The sequence below is a fragment of the Mesorhizobium mediterraneum genome, assembly GCF_002284565.1.
Lineage (GTDB): Bacteria > Pseudomonadota > Alphaproteobacteria > Rhizobiales > Rhizobiaceae > Mesorhizobium > Mesorhizobium mediterraneum.
This window is the reverse complement of record NZ_NPKI01000026.1, coordinates 218,642-239,643: the sequence shown is the minus strand read 5'-3', so window position 1 is coordinate 239,643 and position 21,002 is coordinate 218,642. Positions and strand designations below refer to the sequence as shown.

Annotated in this window: 16 protein-coding genes and 1 pseudogene; 14 read left to right on the top strand and 3 right to left on the bottom strand. The window is 61.0% G+C overall.

What is annotated here, in order from left to right; all coding sequences use genetic code 11:
* Positions 1 to 3 precede the first annotated feature (3 nt).
* The 5 genes from CIT25_RS21065 to CIT25_RS21045 are packed head-to-tail and all read left to right on the top strand — an operon-like array spanning position 4 to position 3,947.
* Complete coding sequence (locus CIT25_RS21065) at positions 4 to 906, top strand: DUF4150 domain-containing protein (RefSeq protein ID WP_095486422.1); 903 nt, start codon at positions 4 to 6, stop codon at positions 904 to 906.
* A gap of 7 nt (positions 907 to 913) precedes the next feature.
* Positions 914 to 1,327: a hypothetical protein gene (locus tag CIT25_RS21060; RefSeq protein WP_095486421.1), complete on the top strand. Its 414-nt coding sequence runs from the start codon at positions 914 to 916 to the stop codon at positions 1,325 to 1,327.
* A complete protein-coding gene (locus tag CIT25_RS21055) occupies positions 1,327 to 1,815 on the top strand; it encodes a hypothetical protein (RefSeq protein WP_095486420.1) in 489 nt (162 codons plus the stop codon). Before CIT25_RS21060 ends, CIT25_RS21055 begins: the two co-directional genes overlap by 1 nt.
* A gap of 3 nt (positions 1,816 to 1,818) precedes the next feature.
* Entirely contained in the window at positions 1,819 to 2,907 is a 1,089-nt protein-coding gene (locus tag CIT25_RS21050) for a DUF2169 family type VI secretion system accessory protein (RefSeq protein WP_095486419.1), read from the top strand.
* Positions 2,904 to 3,947 carry a hypothetical protein gene (locus tag CIT25_RS21045; RefSeq protein ID WP_095486418.1) on the top strand — a complete coding sequence of 348 codons (1,044 nt, stop codon included), beginning with the start codon at positions 2,904 to 2,906 and terminating at the stop codon, positions 3,945 to 3,947. Before CIT25_RS21050 ends, CIT25_RS21045 begins: the two co-directional genes overlap by 4 nt.
* 18 nt (positions 3,948 to 3,965) lie before the next feature.
* Here CIT25_RS21045 and CIT25_RS21040 read toward each other — a convergent pair whose 3' ends face one another.
* Genes CIT25_RS21040 through CIT25_RS21030 form a run of 3 tightly spaced genes read right to left on the bottom strand, consistent with a single transcriptional unit; the run spans position 3,966 to position 7,900 of the window.
* Complete coding sequence (locus tag CIT25_RS21040) at positions 3,966 to 5,129, bottom strand: hypothetical protein (RefSeq protein WP_095486417.1); 1,164 nt, start codon at positions 5,127 to 5,129, stop codon at positions 3,966 to 3,968.
* A gap of 10 nt (positions 5,130 to 5,139) precedes the next feature.
* A complete protein-coding gene (locus CIT25_RS21035; protein WP_095486612.1) occupies positions 5,140 to 5,565 on the bottom strand; it encodes a DUF6484 domain-containing protein in 426 nt (141 codons plus the stop codon).
* A gap of 7 nt (positions 5,566 to 5,572) precedes the next feature.
* Positions 5,573 to 7,900 carry a type VI secretion system tip protein TssI/VgrG gene (locus tag CIT25_RS21030; RefSeq protein ID WP_095486416.1) on the bottom strand — a complete coding sequence of 776 codons (2,328 nt, stop codon included), beginning with the start codon at positions 7,898 to 7,900 and terminating at the stop codon, positions 5,573 to 5,575.
* 202 nt (positions 7,901 to 8,102) lie between these two features.
* Between CIT25_RS21030 and CIT25_RS38270 the strand changes: the two are divergent.
* The 9 genes and pseudogenes from CIT25_RS38270 to CIT25_RS20995 form a co-directional block, all read left to right on the top strand.
* A pseudogene (locus CIT25_RS38270) lies at positions 8,103 to 8,372 on the top strand (FHA domain-containing protein); the annotation flags it as partial.
* Positions 8,373 to 9,149 carry a type VI secretion system-associated FHA domain protein TagH gene (gene tagH / locus CIT25_RS21025; RefSeq protein WP_342587108.1) on the top strand — a complete coding sequence of 259 codons (777 nt, stop codon included), beginning with the start codon at positions 8,373 to 8,375 and terminating at the stop codon, positions 9,147 to 9,149. It begins immediately after the preceding pseudogene.
* Positions 9,150 to 9,561: 412 nt separating this feature from the next.
* Positions 9,562 to 11,076: a type VI secretion system protein TssL, long form gene (gene tssL, locus CIT25_RS21020; protein WP_095486414.1), complete on the top strand. Its 1,515-nt coding sequence runs from the start codon at positions 9,562 to 9,564 to the stop codon at positions 11,074 to 11,076.
* A gap of 22 nt (positions 11,077 to 11,098) precedes the next feature.
* Positions 11,099 to 14,656 (top strand): type VI secretion system membrane subunit TssM, encoded by a 3,558-nt coding sequence (gene tssM, locus CIT25_RS21015; RefSeq protein ID WP_095486413.1) that lies wholly within the window; start codon positions 11,099 to 11,101, stop codon positions 14,654 to 14,656.
* 1 nt (position 14,657) lies between these two features.
* Positions 14,658 to 14,819 (top strand): hypothetical protein, encoded by a 162-nt coding sequence (locus CIT25_RS36385; protein ID WP_158302617.1) that lies wholly within the window; start codon positions 14,658 to 14,660, stop codon positions 14,817 to 14,819.
* The gene (locus tag CIT25_RS21010; RefSeq protein ID WP_095486412.1) at positions 14,816 to 15,583 is read left to right on the top strand and encodes a PP2C family protein-serine/threonine phosphatase; all 768 of its coding nucleotides are present in this window, start codon (positions 14,816 to 14,818) and stop codon (positions 15,581 to 15,583) included. Before CIT25_RS36385 ends, CIT25_RS21010 begins: the two co-directional genes overlap by 4 nt.
* A gap of 5 nt (positions 15,584 to 15,588) precedes the next feature.
* Entirely contained in the window at positions 15,589 to 18,135 is a 2,547-nt protein-coding gene (locus CIT25_RS21005; protein WP_095486411.1) for a serine/threonine-protein kinase, read from the top strand.
* Between the two features lie 11 nt (positions 18,136 to 18,146).
* The gene (locus tag CIT25_RS21000) at positions 18,147 to 18,653 is read left to right on the top strand and encodes a DUF1036 domain-containing protein (RefSeq protein WP_206072974.1); all 507 of its coding nucleotides are present in this window, start codon (positions 18,147 to 18,149) and stop codon (positions 18,651 to 18,653) included.
* Complete coding sequence (locus CIT25_RS20995) at positions 18,650 to 20,983, top strand: M23 family metallopeptidase (protein ID WP_095486410.1); 2,334 nt, start codon at positions 18,650 to 18,652, stop codon at positions 20,981 to 20,983. Before CIT25_RS21000 ends, CIT25_RS20995 begins: the two co-directional genes overlap by 4 nt.
* Positions 20,984 to 21,002 lie beyond the last annotated feature (19 nt).

The following is a 21,002-nucleotide window of genomic DNA, read 5'->3' as shown; positions in this document are numbered from 1 at the left end:
GCCATGGGTAACACGGTCTACGCCGAAAAGATGGGCTTCTTCCACCAGGCAAGCGGCGGCAAGGGCGTCGCGCCGGGCGACGTCTGCCTCAGCCCGCCGCCGCCGCCGGCGGGACCGGTGCCGGTTCCATATGTCAACATGCTTTCTGCCAGCGATCTCATCAAAGGCAGCAAGAGCGTCAAGGTGCAGGGAACACCGACGGCGCTGGAGAACTCTTCCGAAGTGGCGCTGAGTACGGGCAACGAAGCGGCCACGCCGGGACTGGGCGCCGGCGTGGTCACCCATCGCATCAAGGGCAAGGGTGTCTTCAAACTGTGGTCGTTCACGGTCAAGGCAGAAGGCAAGGGGGTCGACCGTCACGGCGACATGATGGCTCAGAACACGGCGAGCGATCTGCCCAACTGCATCGATGGGCAGGCCATGGTCGATTTCGAGGCTGAGTTGGGCGAGAACTACGGCAAGCCCTGCAAAAGCAAATATAAGGCGAGCGTCCATCGGCCAAAACGGGATCCTTCGCCGGCGCAAGTCAAGGAGGTCAAGGACAAACCGTGTTGGGAATGCGAGCGGGATCACGGCGAGACCGAAGCGGCATGGCGCACCCAGAGCGATGAATCGAAGGGCGCTGGCGGCTGGCTGAGGGGCAAGCTTTTCGTCAAGCTGAAGAAGGTCAGGAAGCACGGCACCAAGCATTCGAGGGGCAAGGGTCATATGACCCACGACCATCAGCCACCTTTGGCCGTTGCTTGGGAGATGGGTGGTTGCCACATGGGTGCCGAGAAGTTTCGCAAGCGTTTCGAGAAGGACGATGTGGTGAAGTCGCATTGTAAAGCGCATTACAAGAGCCAGGGGTCACAGGTAGACGAGTACGCAAAGAAACTGCGTGCGCAATTCAAGGCAGCGGCATAGGTGCGGCATGGCGAATAAGATCGACAAGCTTCAAAAGAACTACATTCGAGACATGCGGGTAGTGCAGCCGGTGGTGCAGCACTGGTGGAGCGGTCTGGTCGAAAAGCTCGGCCTTGATGAAGCCACCAGACGCTGGCCGACAGGCCCTTCCGGACATCCGAGCGTCATAGAGGTTTTTCGCAGCTATTATTTCGAGATCGAGGAATTGAACCTGGAGGCCGAGGACGAATTCGAGGAACGGCCGCCGAAACCGTGGGAAGAGATGTGGGGTGCCGAGGACGACGACGAGGCGCCGCGCGTGGAACGCGAGATCGATCGCCTGATCTATGATATGACTGAGAAGGCGCCGGACCTTGAGTTGCTGGTCTTCGGTCTGGTTTTTGTTCCCATTGGCCTCGACCAGAACGACGAGAGCTGCTGATGACCCTGATTACACTCCGCAGCACCGAAGACGGCATTGCCCGACTGCTGGCACAGCCAGGCGACATCAAGCCGCGGCGCGACGATATCCGCCGCAGCACTCTGGAAGAGGCGTCGGCCGAACACCAGGAGGTTTTCGGCGACTATGTTGCTGACCTCACCACTGCTTGCGGCATCGCCGAAAAATGGTGGGAGGACACCGTCAACGCGCAGGTCAAGAAAGGCATGGACCGCGACGACGCGATCGCCGTCTCGTTCAACCGGCGTTGGGCCGGGCCCGCCGCCCATCCCAAAGTGGTGTGGATCGTAAGGTTGTATTGGTTGGCCTGCGACAAGATCAACACCGATTTCGTGCCCGGCAAACCGGTCTATCCTGAGACGTTTCTGCTGAAGTGGCTCGTCGACGCTGGTGAGAAGGAACTGGTCCAGCTGATCGCCTGCATGCCCTACTGGCCGGTCGGTCTCGACGAAAACGGCGATTGGTCCTGAGCCATGGCCTTTGCTGTATGGCTGGAGAACCGCACGCCATTTTCCGCAGCGACCCATGTGCAGGTCAACTCCGACGGGCAGGAGGTGCTGGTGGCGATGTTTTCCGCCAGTTTTCATGCACCGAAGGAAGGCAGCGACCTCGAGCCATCCGGCGAGCAGTTGCCAGTCATCTTTGGCGACACCCCCTTCGGCAATCCAGCTCTGTCTTCGACCCGTTATGAATCCGATATCGTGCCGCTCAAGCCGGCTTCGGAGATCATCGTCAACGGCACGGCTTACGCTCCAAATGGCAAGCCGATTCGTGAAATGCAGGTTGGCCTTCGTGTGGGCGGTATGCGCAAGGCGCTCAACGTCGTCGGCGATCGCACGTATGACATGGGTAGCTACAGCGCGCCGAACCCGTTCCTCACCATGCCGATCGTCTATGAGCGCGCCTATGGCGGCACCACGGCGGATGGCAACGCCGATCCGCGCAACCCGGTCGGCGTCGGTTTCCACCATGCGCCGTCGGCCGATACGCAGGTGCGCACTCAGGCGCCCAACATCACTTATCCAGGCGAGCCCTTTCTCAACCCTTCCGACCGGCCGAAGCCGGCTGGCTTTGGCGCGCTTGGTCGCGGCTGGCAGCCGCGAATCGGCTATGCAGGCACCTACGATCAGGCCTGGATCGAAACGCAGTGGCCGTTGCCGCCGAAGGATTTCGACCCGCGTTTCAACATGTGTGCGCCAGCCGACCAGCAGGTGCCGCGCCTTGTCGGTGGCGAGCAGGTGACGGTGATCGGCATGACGCCGTCCGGCCGTTGGGACTTCCGGCTGCCACGCATTGTTGCGCCGCTGCGTCTCATTTTTGCAGATCGCGTTGAAGAAGCCATTCTCCAGCCCGATACGCTCATCATCGAGCCGGACTTGAGACGTCTCACCCTGAAGGCCCGCCTTTCTTTCGTGACCCGGCGCAATGCTCCGCAGTTGCGCGAAATAGTCTTCGGCCATGTGTCGCCCGTCCTGTTGAGCGCCCACTTTAAGCGCAAGCAATATCTTAACCCACTCGGCACCGACGGCACGTTACATGACCAGCCGGTATTCCTGCCATGAAGCGTCCGCTCTACATAACAGGCGCAGGTGCGGTGACCGCAGCCGGGCTTGACGCGAGCCAGACCTTGGCGGCGATCCGGGCAAGCTTGTCGGCTTTCGAGGAAATTGACCTCATCGATCCCATGGGCGCCATCCAGATCGTTGCGCGCATCCCTGTCCATTGGCAATTGCGCGCCACCGACGGCGCATGGCTCGTCAATATGGCGTCGCGCGCCATTGTCGAGGCGTTGCGAACAAGTATGGCCGGCCCGGCGGCTACGGCGATCCTGCTTGCCCCACCCGAAAGCTTCCGCAATCATCCGGCATACAACGATATCCCGCCATCCGGCTTTCTTGCGGCCGTGATCAAGGCGACCGGCAATCGCTTCCACGCCGCCTCGCGTGCGATCGATGGTGGCGCGGCGGCAAGCGTCGGCCTTCTCGATCGAGCGGTGGAACTGCTGGAGCAGCCAGACGTCGGACAGGTCCTGCTTGGCGGAGTAGACAGCCTCGTCAACGAAACCGATCTTTCCCGACTTGGCAAAGCCGGTCGCCTCAAAGGTGCGGAAAACGCGCAAGGTCTCGTGCCTGGCGAGGCCGCCGCTTTCGTTCGGCTGACGCGGGAGCCGGAAGGAAAGGCTGCGGTGGTGGCTGCCATTCATAGCGTCGGGACAGCCCAGGAGACTGACAGCGTGCTTTCGGACCGCTATAGCCAGGGCCGCGCCATGCTCGGCGCCTTGCGCGATGCGGTGAGGGGATCGGGACCATCGGAACCAAACATCAATTTCGTCGTCAGCAACGGCAACGGCGAGCGGTACAGCGGCTGGGAACTGCTGATCGCCCGTCCCCGCTTCTACCGCACCCGCCGTGAAATCCTGCCCACCGCCTATCCGGCGATGACGATCGGCGATATCGGCGCTGCCGGAGGGGCGATGGCCCTGATGCTGGCGGCTGACAGTTTTGTGAACGACTATGCGCCGGGGCCGACCGCCATCTGCGAGGTGGCTTCCGAAGGCGGCCTGCGCGCCGCCGCGGTGATGGCCGGCATGACCCGCCGCTGAACTCAAAACGTTGTTCGTTCACATCCAGGCCGGGAACCGGCGCGTCCTGCGCCAATCGGTCAGCGGCGCGTCCGGCTCGGCGAGTGCTGCGCGCAACGCATCCAGCCGAAGTCTGCGCATCGAGTGGAAGAGTGCATGATTGCGCCCGCCGCGCCCCTCGTCCCACCATTCCGCTACGCGATCCGCGACCGGAAGCGGTGTTTCGTTGAGGGATTCGAAGTCCTTACCCAGCAAGGACGGGTCCGTCGTGAACAGGTCGAAGTCGTTGAAATCCACCTCGAACAGATCGCGAAGCGCAAGTCCGGCAGCGAATACGAGGTCGGGTTCCCGCATCTTGGCGATCAGCCAGGGCATGACCGACCGGTCGCCAAAGAGGCCGATTGCCGCTGTCGCGGTGGCGCGCAAGGCAGGCTGCTTCAGACGTTCCTGCAGCCACGCCTTGCCGGTCTTCAAGGGCGTCGTCAGCAGGCGCAACTCGATCGCCGCGGCGGCCAGATCGGGCTCGGCTAGCACGATCCGGTCGAGCACCGGGTTGGCCGAGCGCGTTTCGCCAAGAAGGCAAGCAGCAAGGGCCGCCGTCAGGCGTTCCCTCGACGTGTCGCCGTCAAGTCCGTCCAGCACCGCCGGAAGGAGGTCGCGCCGTTTGAGCCCGCCGGCAAGCCGAAACGCACGCCTGCGAACATCCGGGTCCGGATTGCTCAGCAAATCGCCGAGGCGGGCACCGGGATCGACGCGATGATGCCAGAGTGCCGCGAGGCCGAGGCCGCGCAGCCGCGCATCGCGCGCGTCCAGCCATTCCGCCACCAACGGACTCAGATTTTCGCGCGGCGTGCGCGCTATCGCGCCGGACAGGCCCGACACGCCAACCTCGCCCAGCGTCGCCGCGGCGTCGACCGCCGAGGCAACGGCTTCGGCCTCGCCCCAGCGCAACGCCAGCACGCCGAGCACGAAAAGCTCGCCGGGCTCGGCATAATCGGCGAAATGCGCCTGGGCCGCCTCCCAGCCGGCCTTTCCGGAAGCCATCAGCCCTTCGAGATTTGCATTCAGGCGCTGGTCGATGCGGCCGATATCGGTTTCGCCCAGGATCGGACCATCGATTTCACGGCGGCGACGAAACCAGAGGAAGGCCGCGTCGCTGGCGTGCTGGTCCACCATGGCAGCGATAGACGCGATCCGCTGCATCGTGAACGCCTCAGTTGAGATGGATGGCTCCGCCACGGATGCGGTTGGTGCCGCTGGCGTGGCTCGTTAGCTGGTTGCCGCGAATTGTGATGCGCCCATCCTTCTCCAGGATGATCGATGCCAGGCCGCAGCGCAGTTCTATACGTTCTTCTCCGGTGATGACGACGCGATCGCCTTCGCGGACAACTGACAATTTCCTCTCCTTGTGAGGCGGATCGACGATGCGTCCGACGACCAGCGGCCGCGTCGGATCACCATCCTCGAACAGGAGAGCCAGTTCCGAACCGACCGCCGAGACGTCCAGCTCCGCCAGACTGCGCGCCGCAATCGCGGTCTCGCGCGGATTACCGACGAAGACAACCAGCGGCGCGCCGTCTTCGAAACCGATCAGCAGGCCGATCACGACGCCGTCGATACGATCCAGCACTTCCATGATGACGCCCTCAATTGTTGTGGATGTTGCTTCCCTTGACGACCACGTCGCCACCGGCCTTGATATTAATCTTGCCGCTGCCCTTGATGGTAATGTCCTTGCCGTCGGCAACAATGGTGCCATCCTTTTTCATAGTGATCGACGCGTCGCCGCATTTGAGCGTGATCGAGTCGCCCGCCTCGATCACCAGATTCTTGCCGACCTTGATCGAACTGTCTTCGGCGATTTGGATTCCGCTGCCCTTGCCGATCTTGAGCGCATGCCCGCCTCCGACATCGGTTGCGTCGTCAGCGCCGATCTTTGCTGACCTGGCTTTGCCGATCTGCGACGACTGCGCTCCGCCGATGGCGAAACTCTGGTCCGTGCCGATCTGAACACTCTGGGCGGCGGCGATTGTCCAGTTGTCCGCCGCTCCGATCGTGTGAGTCTGTCCGGCCCCCACCGTCATCGACCGCGATGCGCCGATCTGATTGGTCTGGACGGCTCCAACGCTTCGGGTTTCCGCTGCACCCACTGAATCGACACGCGCCGCGCCTACTGTGATCGTCTGGACTAACCCGACAGTCTGTGTGTGATTGGACCCGATCGTCTCAGTCGAGTTCGACCCGATACCGATCGTCTCGTTCGATCCGACGGTCAGCGAACGGTTCACGCCTACCGTCTCGGTGTCGTTGTTGCCGATATCCGTGGTCTGGTCGACGCCGACCTTGACCGTCTTGTTGTTGCCGACGTCCTCGTCGAGGTTGTGGCCGACTGAGTGCTTGGCGTCGTGGTCGATGCGGTCGGACTGGTCGTGTTGCACCAGCTTGGTGCGGTCGTTCTTGATCAGAAGGTTGTGGTCCTTCTGTGCCTGGAAATTGACCAGTTCGGAGCCGGCCTTATCCTCGAACATCAGCTCGTTGTAACCGCCGCCGCCTTTCGAAGAGTCGGATTTCCAGCCGGATTGCGTAGCGCTGCCCGGCAGTCCGTAGGGCGGCATCTGCGAGGCATTGTAGACCCGGCCGGTGATGATCGGCAGATCCGGATCGCCTTCAATGAAATCGACAATGACCTCCTGGCCGATGCGCGGTATCTGGATGAAACCCCAGCCGCTGCCGGCCCAGGTCTGCGAGACCCGCACGAAACAGGAGCTGTTCTGATCCTTCTTGCCCAGACGGTCCCAGTGGAACTGGACCTTCACCCGGGCATATTTGTCGGTGAATATCTCCTCGCCTGATGGACCGACCACCGTCGCCGTCTGTGGGCCGCGCATGATCGGTCGTGGCGTGATCCGTGGCGGGCGATAGGCCAAGGCGGTCGGCGCCACGCCGAGGATCACCTTGAAGTTCTCGCTTTCGACGTCGGCAAGAGCTCTGTAGCCGGGATCGAACAGCCTGTATTCGGCGCTGACCACCAGATATTCCTGGTTCTGGTCTTCTCTTGGGAAGCCGTCCAGCTTGAATGTGCAGCCCGAATACAACCCGCGCACGGTGCCGACAGCGGCAATGCGCTGGTGCACGGCCTGGATCTCCTCGCGCCGGATCGCGGCGAGGCTGTCGCCGCGACCGACTTCAAGATGCGCCCCCGGCTGGCGGTAGTTCTCGCCCGCGGCCAGCTTGTGGCCGAACGGCTGGGCCGACTTGGCCATGAGGTCGGCGCCCGGCTTCTTGAAATCATAGTCGGTGTGGACATAGGCGCCCGGCCGCACCGAACTGCCTGGAATCCATTCGGTGATGTATTCGACATCGCGCCGGGAGCCCTGCCCTTCGAAGTGATATGGCACCTTCTCATAGCCCGGCGCCGGCTTCAGCTTGGTCACGGCATCGGCCAGCACAAGCGTGTGCTTGCCCTCGTCATGCTCGAAAAAATACAGGATGCCTTCGTGCTCCAGCAGCCGCTGCACGAAATCGAGATCGGTCTCGTCGTACTGCACGCAGTACTCGCGCGGCGGATAAGAACCCTGCAGGCGTTTCTCGAATTTCGCCGTGCTGTATTTCGAGAAAACCTCTTCGACGATTTCGATGACGCTCATGTTCTGAAAAATGCGGCAGTCGGTCGTATTGCCGAGAAACCAGAGCCAGGGCCTGATGGCTGCTTCGTAGTACGCTAGGCGGTCCTCGATCCGGGTGAGCCGAAACTCGGACACAAGCCCGCTGAACCAGCGTTTCGGATCGGATTCACCTTCGATCGATACGGCACCGCCCAGCATCTTCAGCGGATCGATATCGGGGCTGCTGCTCACGAACCCGACCGTATAGGCCAAACAACGACTGATCTCATCGCGCCCGACAAGATGCGTGAAGGTCAACAGGTCAGCGCCAAGCGGCGTCTGCACAACCGTGGCGCGTTCGTCCGGCATGGGTCTTGCCCCTCCCGCCGCTCGTTTCTGCTTGAGCCTAGCACATGTCTTCCAGCGACCAAAGGGGACCGGACCGGTGGCTGCGGCGTGTCACCTCTCGAATCATCGACTTGAAAGCTTCGTAACGCCGCGCTCGTGATTTTGCTGGTATAATGGAAGTCCTGGGTGAGTGTCCCGACAGGCGATCGACGGCGATTTTTGAATGTTCATCAGGCTGCAGATCAACAATGCCGATTCCCTGCCGGCCGGTATTTCGACCGGCTACTCAGCTCGTGATCGCAGCTTCGAAATCGGGCGCGAGGCCTGCGACTGGACCTTGCCCGATCCCGACAAGTTCATCTCCGGCCGACACTGCGACGTTCGATACGAGGCAGGCGCGTTTCGGCTGCACGATGTCTCGCGCAATGGAACCTTCATAAACGGGTCGACCCATCGCATGGCCGGCCCGCATCGGCTTGACCATGGAGACCGGTTGCTGATCGGCCGCTACGTCATCTTGGTATCGATTGACGACGAGCGCACCACGGAGGGTCATCCTCAAAGCAGGCACGGTTCGACGCAACGAGAAATGCCGATCACGTCAGGTCGGCCGCTGGACTTCGGAGGCGAGCCCTTCTTCAATCCGGTAGAGCACCGAGCACCGGTGTCGACGTCTTCGCCGCCCGCGCCTCTCCCTTCGACGAGGGACGAGGTGCTGCGGGAAATCGCGATCGGAGCTGGCATCTCTGCGGAATTGCTCCAATCGCGTGATCCGCATGAAGTCGCTGCCGAAATCGGCGCGGTGCTGCGGACGGTTGTCGAGGAACTGGCCTTGTTGCTGAAGGCACGTGCGGCTGCGAAAATACTGGCCAAGAGCACACATCGGACGATGATCAGCGCTGCCGATAACAATCCCTTGAAGTTCGTCCCGGGAACCGACGACATCCTTGAAATCATGTTTGCACGACGCAGAGCCGGCTATCTTGATGCCAGGCACAGTATCGAAGACGCATTCCGCGATCTCAAGACGCATGAATTTGCTACCTACGCAGCCATGCAAGCTGCGCTCTCCCGGCTGCTTGACGACCTGTCGCCCGAGGCGATCGGCAAGAAACTTCCGCCAGCGTCATTCACTTCGAAGAAGAGCTTGGCTTGGGACGCCTTTGTCGCCAAATGGCGGACCATGGAAGAAACACACGAAAACGGAATGCTGGACATATTCCTGGCTTATTTCAGCGAAGCCTATGCCAAAGCCGCCAAGCAAAAATAGGCTGAGAAGACTGAACCTGGCGCATTCCCGGAAGCCGGATCGGTTTTGCTGTGCTGATCTTCAGTTGCGGAACGGACCACATGCCAACTGGAAAATATTAGAGCGTCCTTTGCGGTTTCAAAGGACACGGCGCTGCCGCTGGCGGAAGAAAAATCCTTTCGCAGCACTGCATCCTGTTCCAATCGACAGCTTCTGAGATTACGATCACATACGACAGTTCGCCAGCGGGTAAGGCTGATTGACCCGGGGGTCTGCGGCAAATGTCATGTTACGGCGGGATAGAATTTTGTAGCCGACCTTCCTCCAGACACTGCCCTCATCAGCAGCGCCTGCATTTCCTGTGCCTGACCAGGGACCGTTTTACCCGGTTCTGGCGCACACGCAGCAACCAGGTGTGGACGGACGTTTGGCGATGAGCTCGAAGGACGATCCGTTCGGCCCAGCGGGCAAGACCGTCATTCGCGCACCGCGCCCCGCTGAAAAATCAGCGCCAACTCCTCAAGGGCCTGTTCCTGATAGCAGGCAGCCCGGTCCTTCGCGGGCTAAGGATTCAACGGTTTTCGATCCGGGTGTCGGTCAGCACACGCCGCCGGGCTGGACATCCGGAACCGTGATTTATCAGGGTGCAGATCCCGGCGCAGCGACCGGAAGCGGTTCCTTTGCGGCGACGCCGAAGCCAGCCATCCAGCAGGAAATCCTGCTGAATGCCACGGATGGCGTCAGATATTCAGCACCGAACCCGATCCTCGCCGCGGCGGCGCCTTTGCTGATGCTGTTCGGCCAGCTCAGGCTCATGCCCGTCGAAAGACAGGCGGAACAACTAGCGGAACATGTCGCTGAGGCGATCGAAAAATTCGACCGGACAATGCAGAAAGCTGGTGTTCCCGAAGAAGACGCCAGGATCGCAAAATTTGCCCTTTGCGAAACCGCTGACGATCTCATCGGCAACCTGCCTTGGCCCAAGCGAGACGCCTGGGCGCAGCACAGCATGCTGTCGCAGTTCTTTCACGTCGAGCCCACCGGCGCGGGCTTCTACGAAGCACTGAACAAGATATTGGCCGCGCCGGAGGCACACTACGACCTGCTTGAATTGATGCATGCCTGCCTGTCGCTTGGGTTCGAAGGCCAGTATCGGGGCCTCGCACGCGAGGACACTAATCTCGAGCGCGTTCGACGCGACGTATACGAAACGCTTCGCTATTTCAGGGCGCGCGCCGACGAAGACATCTCGCCCCACTGGCAGAGCTTGGCGGTGTCAAGCGTACAGTCGTCGGCCCGGTTGCCGCTCTGGGTCATTGCGGCCGCAGCGTCGGCGCTGCTGACAGCGACATTCTTCGCTTTGCGGGTCCTCATCACCAACGAGGGCGACGCCCTTGCCGGCGGGTTGCTGGCGCTCAATCCATCGACGCCGATCGCCATCGAACGCGCCAGCGTGGTGCCGTTGGCTGAGCCGATGAAAGTTACCCAGCCCGCCGCCACCAACCAGATCGATCGCATCCGTGCCGCACTGGCCAAGGATATCGCACGCGGTGGGCTGGCCGTCGGCACGCAGGGTATGTTCATTGTGGTGGAGATCAACAACGTCCTGTTGTTCCAGTCCGGCAGGGCCGAGATAAACCCGGAGTTTCAGCCGATTGCCGCAGACATCGCCGCCGCGCTGGAACCCGAGCCCGGACCGATCAGGATCGTCGGCCATACGGACAATGTGAAGCCGCGAAAATCGAGCGCATTCAAATCCAACTTCGACCTTTCGGTCGCCCGGGCGAAGGCTGTCGAAGCGATGATGGCGCCGAGGTTCAGCAAGCCTTCGCGGATCACGGTCGAGGGCAAGGGTGAGGACGAGCCGATCGCCGACAATGCGACGCCGGAAGGCCGCGCCCAGAATCTCCGCGTCGATGTGATGATCCCCAAGGAGGAGACATTGTGAGCACGGCCATTTGGAAGCGCCCATGACGCGTTGGCTGCTGCGGATATTCAGCGTCATCGCGTCGGCCGGTTTCGCGGCAGCCGTCTGGTTTGCCGGCCCCTTGATCCGCTTTGCCGATACCCGCCCGCTGGCACCCGTCTGGCTGCGCGTGACGATCATCGGCGTGATCGTTGCGACCGTGACGCTCTTCTATGGATTTCGTTTCTGGCAAATGCGAAAGGCGCAAAAAGCGATCGAGACTATAGTTGCCCGCAACGACGACAAGGATGACGATTCACAGGTGCTCGAGGCTCGTATGAATGAGGCCATCGCTGCGCTCAAGCGGTCGAGCGGCAAGCGCAATTTCCTCTATGAGGTCCCCTGGTACGTCGTCATCGGCCCGCCTGGTGCCGGCAAAACAACGGCGTTGGTCAATTCGGGTCTGAATTTTCCGCTTGCCGGTTCGGGGGACGCCCAGCCGGTCGCCGGCGTTGGCGGCACGCGATCCTGCGACTGGTGGTTCACCGACCAGGCGGTGCTGATCGACACCGCCGGACGCTACACGACGCAGGATTCCAACGCGCAGTGCGACAAGAAGAGCTGGCTCGCCTTCTTGTCGGTGCTCAAGAGATACCGCGCCAGGCAACCGATAAACGGCGTTGTTCTGGCCATCAGCCTTGCCGATCTCATGAGCCTCGATGATCAGCAGCTTGGTGTCCATGTCGTTGAGATACGCAGCCGTCTGCGCGAAATTCACGAAACACTGAAAATCCAGTTCCCGGTGTACCTGCTCTTCACCAAGGCCGACCTTGTCTCCGGTTTCATGGATTATTTTGGCGGTTTCGACGAGCAGCGCCGCCGCAAAGTATGGGGCGCGACATTCCAGACTGCCGATCGCAGCAAGAACATGGTCGGTGAGGCACCGGCCGAATTCGACGCATTGGCAAAACGCCTGGCGGAGGAAATGGCCGACCGCCTGCAGGAAGAGGCCGATCCGGTCGCACGCATATCCATCTTTGGCTTTCCAGCCCAGTTTGGCGCGCTGAAGGGCCGTATTGCCAGTTTCATTGCAACCATATTCGATCCGGCCCGCAGCCAGGTGAACGTCAGCCTGCGTGGACTCTATTTTTCGTCAGGCACGCAGGAGGGTACGCCGATCGACCAGGTGCTGGGCGCAATCGGTCGCAGTTTCGGCAGCGCTTCTCGCGCCCATCTTTCCGGCACGGGCAAAAGCTTCTTTTTGCATGATCTTCTGACCGGCGTCATTTTCGCGGAATCCGGGTGGGTTTCATACGACAAGTCGGCCGAAAGGCGTGCAGCGATCGCCAGATATGGCGGCCTAGGCGCAATAACATTGATCGCGGCAGCGGCTCTGGGCACCTTAGCCTTGAGCTTTACGGTCAACAGATCGCTGATCGCCTCTACCGCACAAGCTATAAGCCAGTATCGCGAGACGGCAGACCCGCTACTCAAAAGCACGACGGTCGCCGATGTCGACCTCGAAAACGTCATTGGCCCGCTCGACCAGTTGCGCGATCTGCCGGCTGGGTTCGGCACCAGTGAATTGCCGACACCGATCGAGGAAACGTTCGGCCTCAGTCAGCGGGAAAGAGTTCTTTCGGCATCAAAAACAGCTTACCGGCAAGCGCTGGAGCGCATGTTCCGCTCGCGCCTGCTGCTTCAGGCCGAACGGACGATCCAGGCCAAGATGGCTGATCCCGCCGCACTCTACGAACCGCTGAAGATCTACCTGATGCTTGGCGGCAAGGCGCCGAAGATCGACGACGAGTTGATCGTGTCCTGGATGAGGCAGGATTGGGAGCAGAACCGGTATCCGGGCGAAAACAACCGCGCGGGACGGGCGCAACTCGAAAAGCATCTGCGCGCCATGCTTGCGTTGGATGACGCCTATGATCCGGTTTTCGAACTCAACCAGCCACTTGTCGAATCCGCTCAACGCTCGCTCGGACGCATGAGCCTTGCCGATCGTGCCTCAGCCTTGGTCAAGTCGGCGGTATACGCGGCAGCGCTGGACGATTTTTCCGTCTCCGTGAAAGGCGGCCCGGAAGCGCAGCTGCTGTTCGAGCGTGTCGATGGTGGCGATCTGTCAGGCCTTCGCGTTCCCGGTATCTACACCTATGGCGGTTTCAACAACTTCTATCTCGGACAACTCTCGCGCATTGCTCAGATGCTGGTCGACGACCAGTGGGTTCTCGGCGGCGGCGGCGAGCAAGGCGGCATCGATCAGGAGTTGCTCAAGCTCGGTCCCGAACTTCTCGAGCGCTATGGAAGGGAGTTCGCCGCGGCATGGAACGGCGTTCTCGATAAGTTGAAGTTCAAGGCGATGCTGAAGGACAAGCCGCACTATATCGCGCTCTCCGCCGCCGCGTCACCGACCTCGCCAATCGACCAGCTTTTTACAGCGATCGCCGACGAAACAGCTCTGACGCGAGAAGCTGGTTCCAGCGAAGGCCTTGGCTCCGAGGCCGAAGCCGACGCGTTTCAAAACCAGACGCAGAACGCTGCAGATGTCGCCAGGGGATTAGCCCGCATCGGCATTCAAATCGCCATCGGCAAATCGCAAAGCCGGGCCGGTACAGGGTCTGCTAGCGCGCAAAACCCTGGGGCGAATATCGAAGCGCAATTCAGATCATTCCAGGCTTTGGTGAACGGTCCGGCTGGACGCCGCCCAATCGATGCGTTGACCCAGAATTTCCGCGATATCTATCAGAGCCTGCAACTGGCGGCCGACGTCCCTTCGCAAACGGAACGCGTCAACATGAATCTACAGCTGCAGATATCAACCCTTCGCGCCAACGTCTCGCGTCTGCCCAAGCAACTCGCCCGAATGGTCACCGCGACCGCCGACGAGTTTGACGGCAATGTCGCAGAGACCTCCTTAGCGAATTTGAACCAGATGCTCGACCAGACGGTCACGCGCACTTGCGAGGAGGTGGTTGCGGGCCGTTATCCTTTCGCCGGCAATGGCCCGGAGGATATTGCGATGGCGGATTTCGCGAAACTGTTCGCTCCAGGCGGGCTGATGGACCGGTTCTTTGCACAGAATCTCGCATCGCTAATCGACATGACCGGCCAGGACTGGAGCTGGAAACAGGATGCGCGCTTTGGGCGCGACCTGTCGAAGTCGACCTTGAAAAACTTCCAGCTGGCCGCGGAAATCCGCAACGCCTTCTTTCCTTCAGGTGGCTCGGTGCCCTCGGTCAGCGTCACCTTTACGCCGTTTTCACTGCATGGCGATGCCGATACGGCGGTCCTCGACGTCGATGGCCAGATTGTCCAAAGCAACCAGGCGGGCAACGCGCCAAGCACGGTGACCTGGCCGAGCGGCATGGCTTCCGCGTCCGCGAGCCTGAGCCTCATGCCGGAAATGCCGGGCCGTGAGTCCGCGATCAAGTTCGATGGTCCGTGGGCGCTGAAGCGTCTGCTGGACAAGGCTGATATCACCAGCACAGGCGGCAACGTGGAAGCCCGCTTCGTGATCGGCGGACGTGATGTCGCCTATACGATCCAGACCAATTCGGACCCCAACCCTCTCTTCCTTGCCGCGCTTTCTGGGTTCAGCTGTCCAAAGGCGTTTTGAGATGACCTTTGAGCTTTCCAATACGGTTAGGCTGCCCATCGGCAACAGACGCGCGGACGTTGATTTCGATATTTTAATGTTCGAGCCTGTGGCAAACTGGCGCGAGCGAGCGCCTGACAGTGCGCCGCAGAGGACGCTTGAGAAGCGCTTGGTGGCAAATTGAACAATGTCGCCCTTCCCTTTGAAAGCTTCGGCGTTAGCCACAGAGGCTGTGTCCGTGAGCTCAATGAAGACAGCTATCTGGTCGAGCCGGAAACTGGCCTTTGGGTGGTGGCCGATGGAATGGGTGGACATGATGCCGGGGAAGTCGCCTCGGCCAGCATCGTCGATCATCTGGCAACGATCGGCATTGCAAGCTCTGCACCGGATCTTCGCGCGCGCTTCGAGGATAGGCTGAGCCGCGCCAACGCGGAAATCCGCAGGATATCGGAATCCCGCGGAATAACCATTGGCTCCACTGTCGCCGCCCTGCTGGCGATGGATGGGCGGTTTGCCTGCCTGTGGGCGGGCGACAGCCGCGTCTATCTGATCCGCAACGCCTCGATCTCCCAGATTTCGAAGGACCACACCGAGGTTCAGGAACTTCTCGACAGAGGCATGATCAGCGCAGCCGAAGCGCTCACCTGGCCGCGCCGCAATGTGATCACGCATGCAGTCGGTGTCAGCGACGAGATCGTCATCGATTTCCAGCAAGGCGAAATCATGCCGGGGGACATATTTGTGTTGAGCACCGACGGGCTGACAGCGCATGTCACAGACGCCGAGATCGAGGCGGCTGCGGTGTCCGCGACACCGCAGGCGGCATGCGAAAACCTGCTACAAACGGTGCTGGCGCGCGGGGGAACCGACAATGTCACCATCGTACTCGTGAAGATCGGAGACGGGCGCCATGAGGCTCGTCCCGATCCTTCCAGAGCGGTAGGTTGAGGCAGATGAGCGCCGACGACAAGACGCGGATATCGCCTAACGTGGCCAACACCGCCGTAGGCACGCAACTCAGCGGGATCTATGAACTAGACGAGCGGATCGCATTCGGTGGCATGGGCGAAGTCTACCGTGGCCATAACATCCAGACCGGGGACCACGTCGCGATCAAGATCGTCTTGCCCGAGTTCGCCCGTGATCAGACGATCCTGTCGCTGTTCCGTAAGGAAGCGTCGATCCTCAATCACCTGTCGCACGACGCGGTCGTGCGATATCACGTCTTCACCATCGACCCCGGTATTGGTCGCCCCTATCTTGCCATGGAATTCGTCGACGGCCAGTCGCTGTTCGATATCATGCGACATGGCCCGATGCCGACGGAAGACGTGCGCAAGCTCTGCCATCGCCTCGCTTCCGGCCTGAGCGCCGTGCACCAGGCGGGAGCAATACACCGCGACCTCTCCCCGGATAACATCATCCTGCCAGGAGGCCGGGTCGAACGCGCAAAGATCATCGATTTTGGCATCGCGCGGTCGGCGACCGTCGGCGGAGAGACCCTGATCGGCGGAAAGTTCGCGGGAAAGTACAACTACGTTTCTCCCGAACAACTCGGGTTGTACAGCGGCGACGTCAGCGAGCAATCCGACATCTACAGCCTGGGGTTGGTGCTGGCCGCTGCTCTGCGCGGCAAACCGATCGACATGGGCGGCTCCCAGTTCGAGATCGTGGAAAAACGCCGAACCGTTCCGGACCTATCCGACATCGACGGGGATTTTCGTGGAATTGTTGAAGCCATGCTGCAGCCGGATCCACAAGACCGGCCGATCAGCATGGCGGACATCGCCAGGGTCACACGTGACGATACGGACGAGGAGACAACACCGCCAACGTCGATCACACCGCGCGACCGGACGGGTTTGCCGCGAACGGGGGGGACCGCCGCGCCTGGCCCCAACGTCCACAGTCAGCCTCCAGCGGCTCCCGGCGAGCGGGTCTTCGTTCCACATGTCCGACCGGCGCATCTGTCCGAACCGAGGCCTTCGGCAGTTGCCGGTCCTCCTCGGGCGGTTTTGCCAAAGGTCCCTGCAAAGTCCGCCAAGACCCGATCGATCGCGATCGCTGCCTTGGCGTCACTAGCTGTCGCGTCCGGTGCAGGCATCTATCTGACCGGCTTGATGACGCCTTCCACGCCGACCGCCGACGATACATCGCTTTTGTCTCCAAAAGTATCAAAACCGGCCCCGACGGACAGTGCTGCAAATTCGCTGGGCGATGAGCCGGCAAAGGCAGTTCCGTCTGAGCAGTCACAAACGGAAGCCACTGCTCCGCCAGCTGAAAGTCAGGCAGGCGCCGCGGCGGATCAAAAGTTGGAGCCGACACGGCCCGCCGAAGTCCTCTCACCAACCGAGGAACCCCCGGAGCCGTCGGCATCCGAGGAAGCGGCGGCAGCCGAGGCACTGTCGCCAGCTGAAAACCAGGCAGATGCCGCGACGCAAAAGTTGGAGCCGGCACGGCCTGCCGAAGTCCTCTCGCCAACCGAGGAAACCCCGGAGCCGTCGATAGACGATGCACAAACGACACTCGAAAAGCCACCGCCGGCAATTCGGCCGGATACCGCGATCAGCGACAGCCAGCAAGTGGCCCCGCCGCTCGCCGAGGTCGTGCCAGTGCCGCCGGCCGAGAAAGCCTCGCCGCCCCCAGCGGTCCAGCCCGAGGTGATGGAGAGCCGGAAGCCCGAGCAACCGGCCAGCCCGCCGGCAGAGTCCAAGGCCGCGCAACGGCCAGAACCCACTGGAAGCGAGACGGAAGCCGCGAATGCACCGGCGCAGCAGGCCGAACCGCGGGCAGGCAAGCCGCCGGGCGACGCCGCCGTCGCCTTGAATTTGCCCAAACCGGAAGCTCCGCCGGTCCCTCCCGTCGATGCGATGGCGCAACGGGTCTCCTGGGTGCGTAACTTCAACGGCGGCGACTGTTTCTATGCGACGTTGACATCGGCAACCGAGACCACCGCCGCGATCGAAGGGTTTGGCACAGGGGTCCAGCCATTCGAACGAATGTTGTCCGATTTCCAAGCAAGATTCCATGTCGAACCGGACATCAGCGTCCGCCTCATTGAACCGGCCCAATGCGAAGTCACCAACTTTCTGCACTTTCTGGACCAGATGCCGGCTGACAAGCCGCAGCTTGTTCTCGATCGAACGACGGTGCCGAGCGGGTCGCCGATCGGCGGCACGCTGATGACGCATGGCGGCCTCATTTCCAGCGTGCTGCTGATCGACCACAGGGGCATGGCATTCAGCCTCGACGATCGTATCTTGGCGCAAGCGGACAAGGCCACCTTCAACATTCCGATCGATCTCGGCGCAGCCGACAAGGCGGCCGGCAAGGTCGTGCCGCAGATCATAATGGTCATCACCGGTCCACAGGATATCCAGGCTGCGGCGTTCTCCGCGCCAACACCAGCCACGCTGCTGTTGCCCAAGATTCTCGAAGAGATCGAGACTAACCGATCTGAGTTCTCCGCGACTGCAAAGTACTTCCGGCTCGGCGGGTAGCATGGACGCCGATGGACCTCCGCCGCTCGCGTTTTTCCTTCCTGACCGCTGTCCCGCCCAACAATCAGCGTGACTGGCTTCGCGGCCTGCTTGCCCTGAGAAGCCGTACCAAACTCACGGTCGTGTCGGGGGCGATATTGCTTGCTGTCCTGTCGTCCCACGAAGCGCGCGCCGAATTCACCGTCTGCAATCAGACGCTCGACGTCGTCAATCTCGCCGTCGGCCAAAAGGTCGACAATGCGGACCAGACCGACGGCTGGTGGACCATCGGTGCAAATCAGTGCGTGAACGTCATCCGCGAGGAGCTCACGAACCGCTACATTTACATCTATGCGACGGACGTCTTTGGTCATGCGACCCTGACCGGGTCGACCGAAATGTGCATCGACCGGCGGCGCTTCTCGATACGCGGCATCGATGAATGCTGGCAGCGCGGCCATATCGCCGCACGATTTCTCGAAGTCGATACGCTCGAACAGGTGCGGTGGACCTTTTTCCTGACCGGAAGCAATCCGTGACGCACAGTATCGACACAAGTTTCAGGTTGAAAAGGCAGGCGCGCGCCGCCCTGCGCAGACGCAGGCTCTGGCGCAGACTCCTTGCCGGTCTTGCTGTGATTGTCCTGTTGTCGATCGCTGCCGGCTTCTATCTCACCGCGGACCATTGGTCGTTCGGCGATGAAGACGAGGAGTTGCACGCGGTCGAGGGAACCGACGATGTGCCAGCCGATGCATCGGTCTATGTGCCTGCCATCATCGATCTCGCAGGCGATCCGATGTGGATCACCCTTGCGCCCGACACCGGCGCCGCCACAAAAAGCCAAGTGATCCCGCGCCCCGCAGAACTCGATCAGGCTGGAGTTTCTCCCCAGATTGAAATTCTGTCCGACGTGATGCTTAGCGCCAGCGAAAAATTCATGACAACGATACCCTCCACGCAAGAAGATTTCGCATTCTTCCAGGCACAGCGACAGACTGCGGCGGCGCCATCCAACGATCTGCAAAACGACCTTCAGCCACCGCCCGTTCTAAACGAGGCTCCGGTTGCTTCGGACCCGCAGGTGGACGCCGATGACCCCGAAGCAGGTTGGGGCGAAACAATCGATGCAGGCGAGGCAGCCCTTCCCGCGTTCCAGAAAACCCAGATCGAAAACAACACAAGCGTTGCAAATGTCACCAGCGAATATCAGCGATATGAGGCTACCGAGGACACGTTCGTAAAGATTCTCAACGACCGCAGCTTGGACAGCGTTGCCCTGGATGCACATTTCTCCGCCGAGGACGCCAAGCTGGCAGGCGAAGCCTTGAAGGCGCTTTTCAATCGGGAAAGCCTTGAGCCAGGTCATGTCGTCGCGATGCGCGGTTTCAGGCCGACGCGCGAGACGACAACCATGTCCCTCATGCAGGTTTCGATCTACGCCAAGAACGTATTTGTCGGTACGCTGACGCGCAATGACGCTGGTGCGTTTGTGTCTGGTGTCGACCCCTGGGTCCGCGAAGATCTGTTCAACTACTCGGGCGCACAGGCACAAGGCACCCACAAAAGGCAATACCGACTACTCGACGCAATCTACTCGACAGCAGCACGCAATAAAGTCCCCACCGGCGTGATCGGAGAAGCGATCATGTACCTCTCGAGAGGACAGGATCTGGATGCCTTCGCCAGCGAAGACCAGCGTCTGGTCCTGATCTATTCGCAAAGGCCGCGTGGCAAGGAAGAGACGGCCGGACGGGTGCTATATGTTGGCGTCCAAGGCAGCGAAAAAAGCCTCGACTGTTTCGTGTTCCAGCAGACCGACGGCCAGTTTGCATGCGTTAGCGGCGACGATCAGGTTCGCTCGCTGACAGTCACCAACGGCATGGTCACCCCGGTCAACGGGGTCATGACGTCCACCTTCGGCCCACGCAAGCACCCGATCCTCGGCACCGTTCGCATCCACAAGGGTGTGGATTGGGCGGCGCCTCTGGGTACGCCTATTGCAGCCGCCTTCGACGGCGAAATCGTCTTTCAGGGCGATGGCGGAGGTTACGGCAATCTGGTGAAGATTTCGCACGGAAGCGCGCGCGAGACGCGCTATGCGCATATGCAGAAATTCGCGGTCAAGGGCGGTGTCGGCGCGAAGGTGAAGGCAGGCGATATCATTGGTTACATCGGCACGACTGGTCTTTCGACTGGGCCGCACCTGCATTTCGAACTCTATCGCAATGGCGAGGCGATCAATCCCTTGGGTACGGTTACGGCAATCGCGACGGACGCTTCTGCTGTCGAAACACTGACCGACCGTATCGTTCAAGTCGAAAGTGGCGGCAGTGCCCGCGCCAAGAATCCAAATTCTTCGGCAACCGGCGCCGGTCAGTTCATAACGAAGACCTGGATCAGGATGATGAACACCTATCGCCCCGAACTTGCGCGGACACTGTCAACCGCCGACCTGCTCGCTCTGCGTTTCGACGCCACCATCTCGCGCGAGATGGTCAGCAATCTTGCGCGCGAGGGCGAAGCCTATCTTCGCGCGCGCGGCCACCAGATCACAGCCGGCCGGCTCTATCTCTGTCATTTCCTGGGAATGGAAGGCGCCCATCAAGTGTTGTCGTCGCCGGGTTCGGCGCAATTGAGCGCGGTGCTCGGGTCGGCCGTCATTCAAGCCAATCGGTTCCTCACTGGCAAGACTGCCAGCTATGTCGTGGGCTGGGCCGAAAGGAAAATGGGCAGGAAGCTGAGCCCGGCGACGACCGAGGTGAGTCAACAGACAACGACAACGACAGAAGTCCGGCAGACATCGCCGGAGTTCGAAAAGTACAAGCAGGCGATCACAGCCCTCCTAAGCCCGACGCAGAATACCCTTTGAACCTGCTTCTCGCGGCGTG

What these genes read in the sequence shown, in the direction of transcription:
- CIT25_RS21065 (WP_095486422.1), top strand. Translation starts at nt 4, where the DNA reads ATGGGTAACACGGTCTACGCCGAAAAGATGGGCTTCTTCCACCAGGCA.
- CIT25_RS21060 (WP_095486421.1), top strand. Translation starts at nt 914, where the DNA reads ATGGCGAATAAGATCGACAAGCTTCAAAAGAACTACATTCGAGACATG.
- CIT25_RS21055 (WP_095486420.1), top strand. Translation starts at nt 1,327, where the DNA reads ATGACCCTGATTACACTCCGCAGCACCGAAGACGGCATTGCCCGACTG.
- CIT25_RS21050 (WP_095486419.1), top strand. Translation starts at nt 1,819, where the DNA reads ATGGCCTTTGCTGTATGGCTGGAGAACCGCACGCCATTTTCCGCAGCG.
- CIT25_RS21045 (WP_095486418.1), top strand. Translation starts at nt 2,904, where the DNA reads ATGAAGCGTCCGCTCTACATAACAGGCGCAGGTGCGGTGACCGCAGCC.
- CIT25_RS21040 (WP_095486417.1), bottom strand. Translation starts at nt 5,129, where the DNA reads ATGCAGCGGATCGCGTCTATCGCTGCCATGGTGGACCAGCACGCCAGC.
- CIT25_RS21030 (WP_095486416.1), bottom strand. Translation starts at nt 7,900, where the DNA reads ATGCCGGACGAACGCGCCACGGTTGTGCAGACGCCGCTTGGCGCTGAC.
- tssL (WP_095486414.1), top strand. Translation starts at nt 9,562, where the DNA reads ATGAGCTCGAAGGACGATCCGTTCGGCCCAGCGGGCAAGACCGTCATT.
- tssM (WP_095486413.1), top strand. Translation starts at nt 11,099, where the DNA reads ATGACGCGTTGGCTGCTGCGGATATTCAGCGTCATCGCGTCGGCCGGT.
- CIT25_RS36385 (WP_158302617.1), top strand. Translation starts at nt 14,658, where the DNA reads ATGACCTTTGAGCTTTCCAATACGGTTAGGCTGCCCATCGGCAACAGA.
- CIT25_RS21005 (WP_095486411.1), top strand. Translation starts at nt 15,589, where the DNA reads ATGAGCGCCGACGACAAGACGCGGATATCGCCTAACGTGGCCAACACC.
- CIT25_RS21000 (WP_206072974.1), top strand. Translation starts at nt 18,147, where the DNA reads ATGGACCTCCGCCGCTCGCGTTTTTCCTTCCTGACCGCTGTCCCGCCC.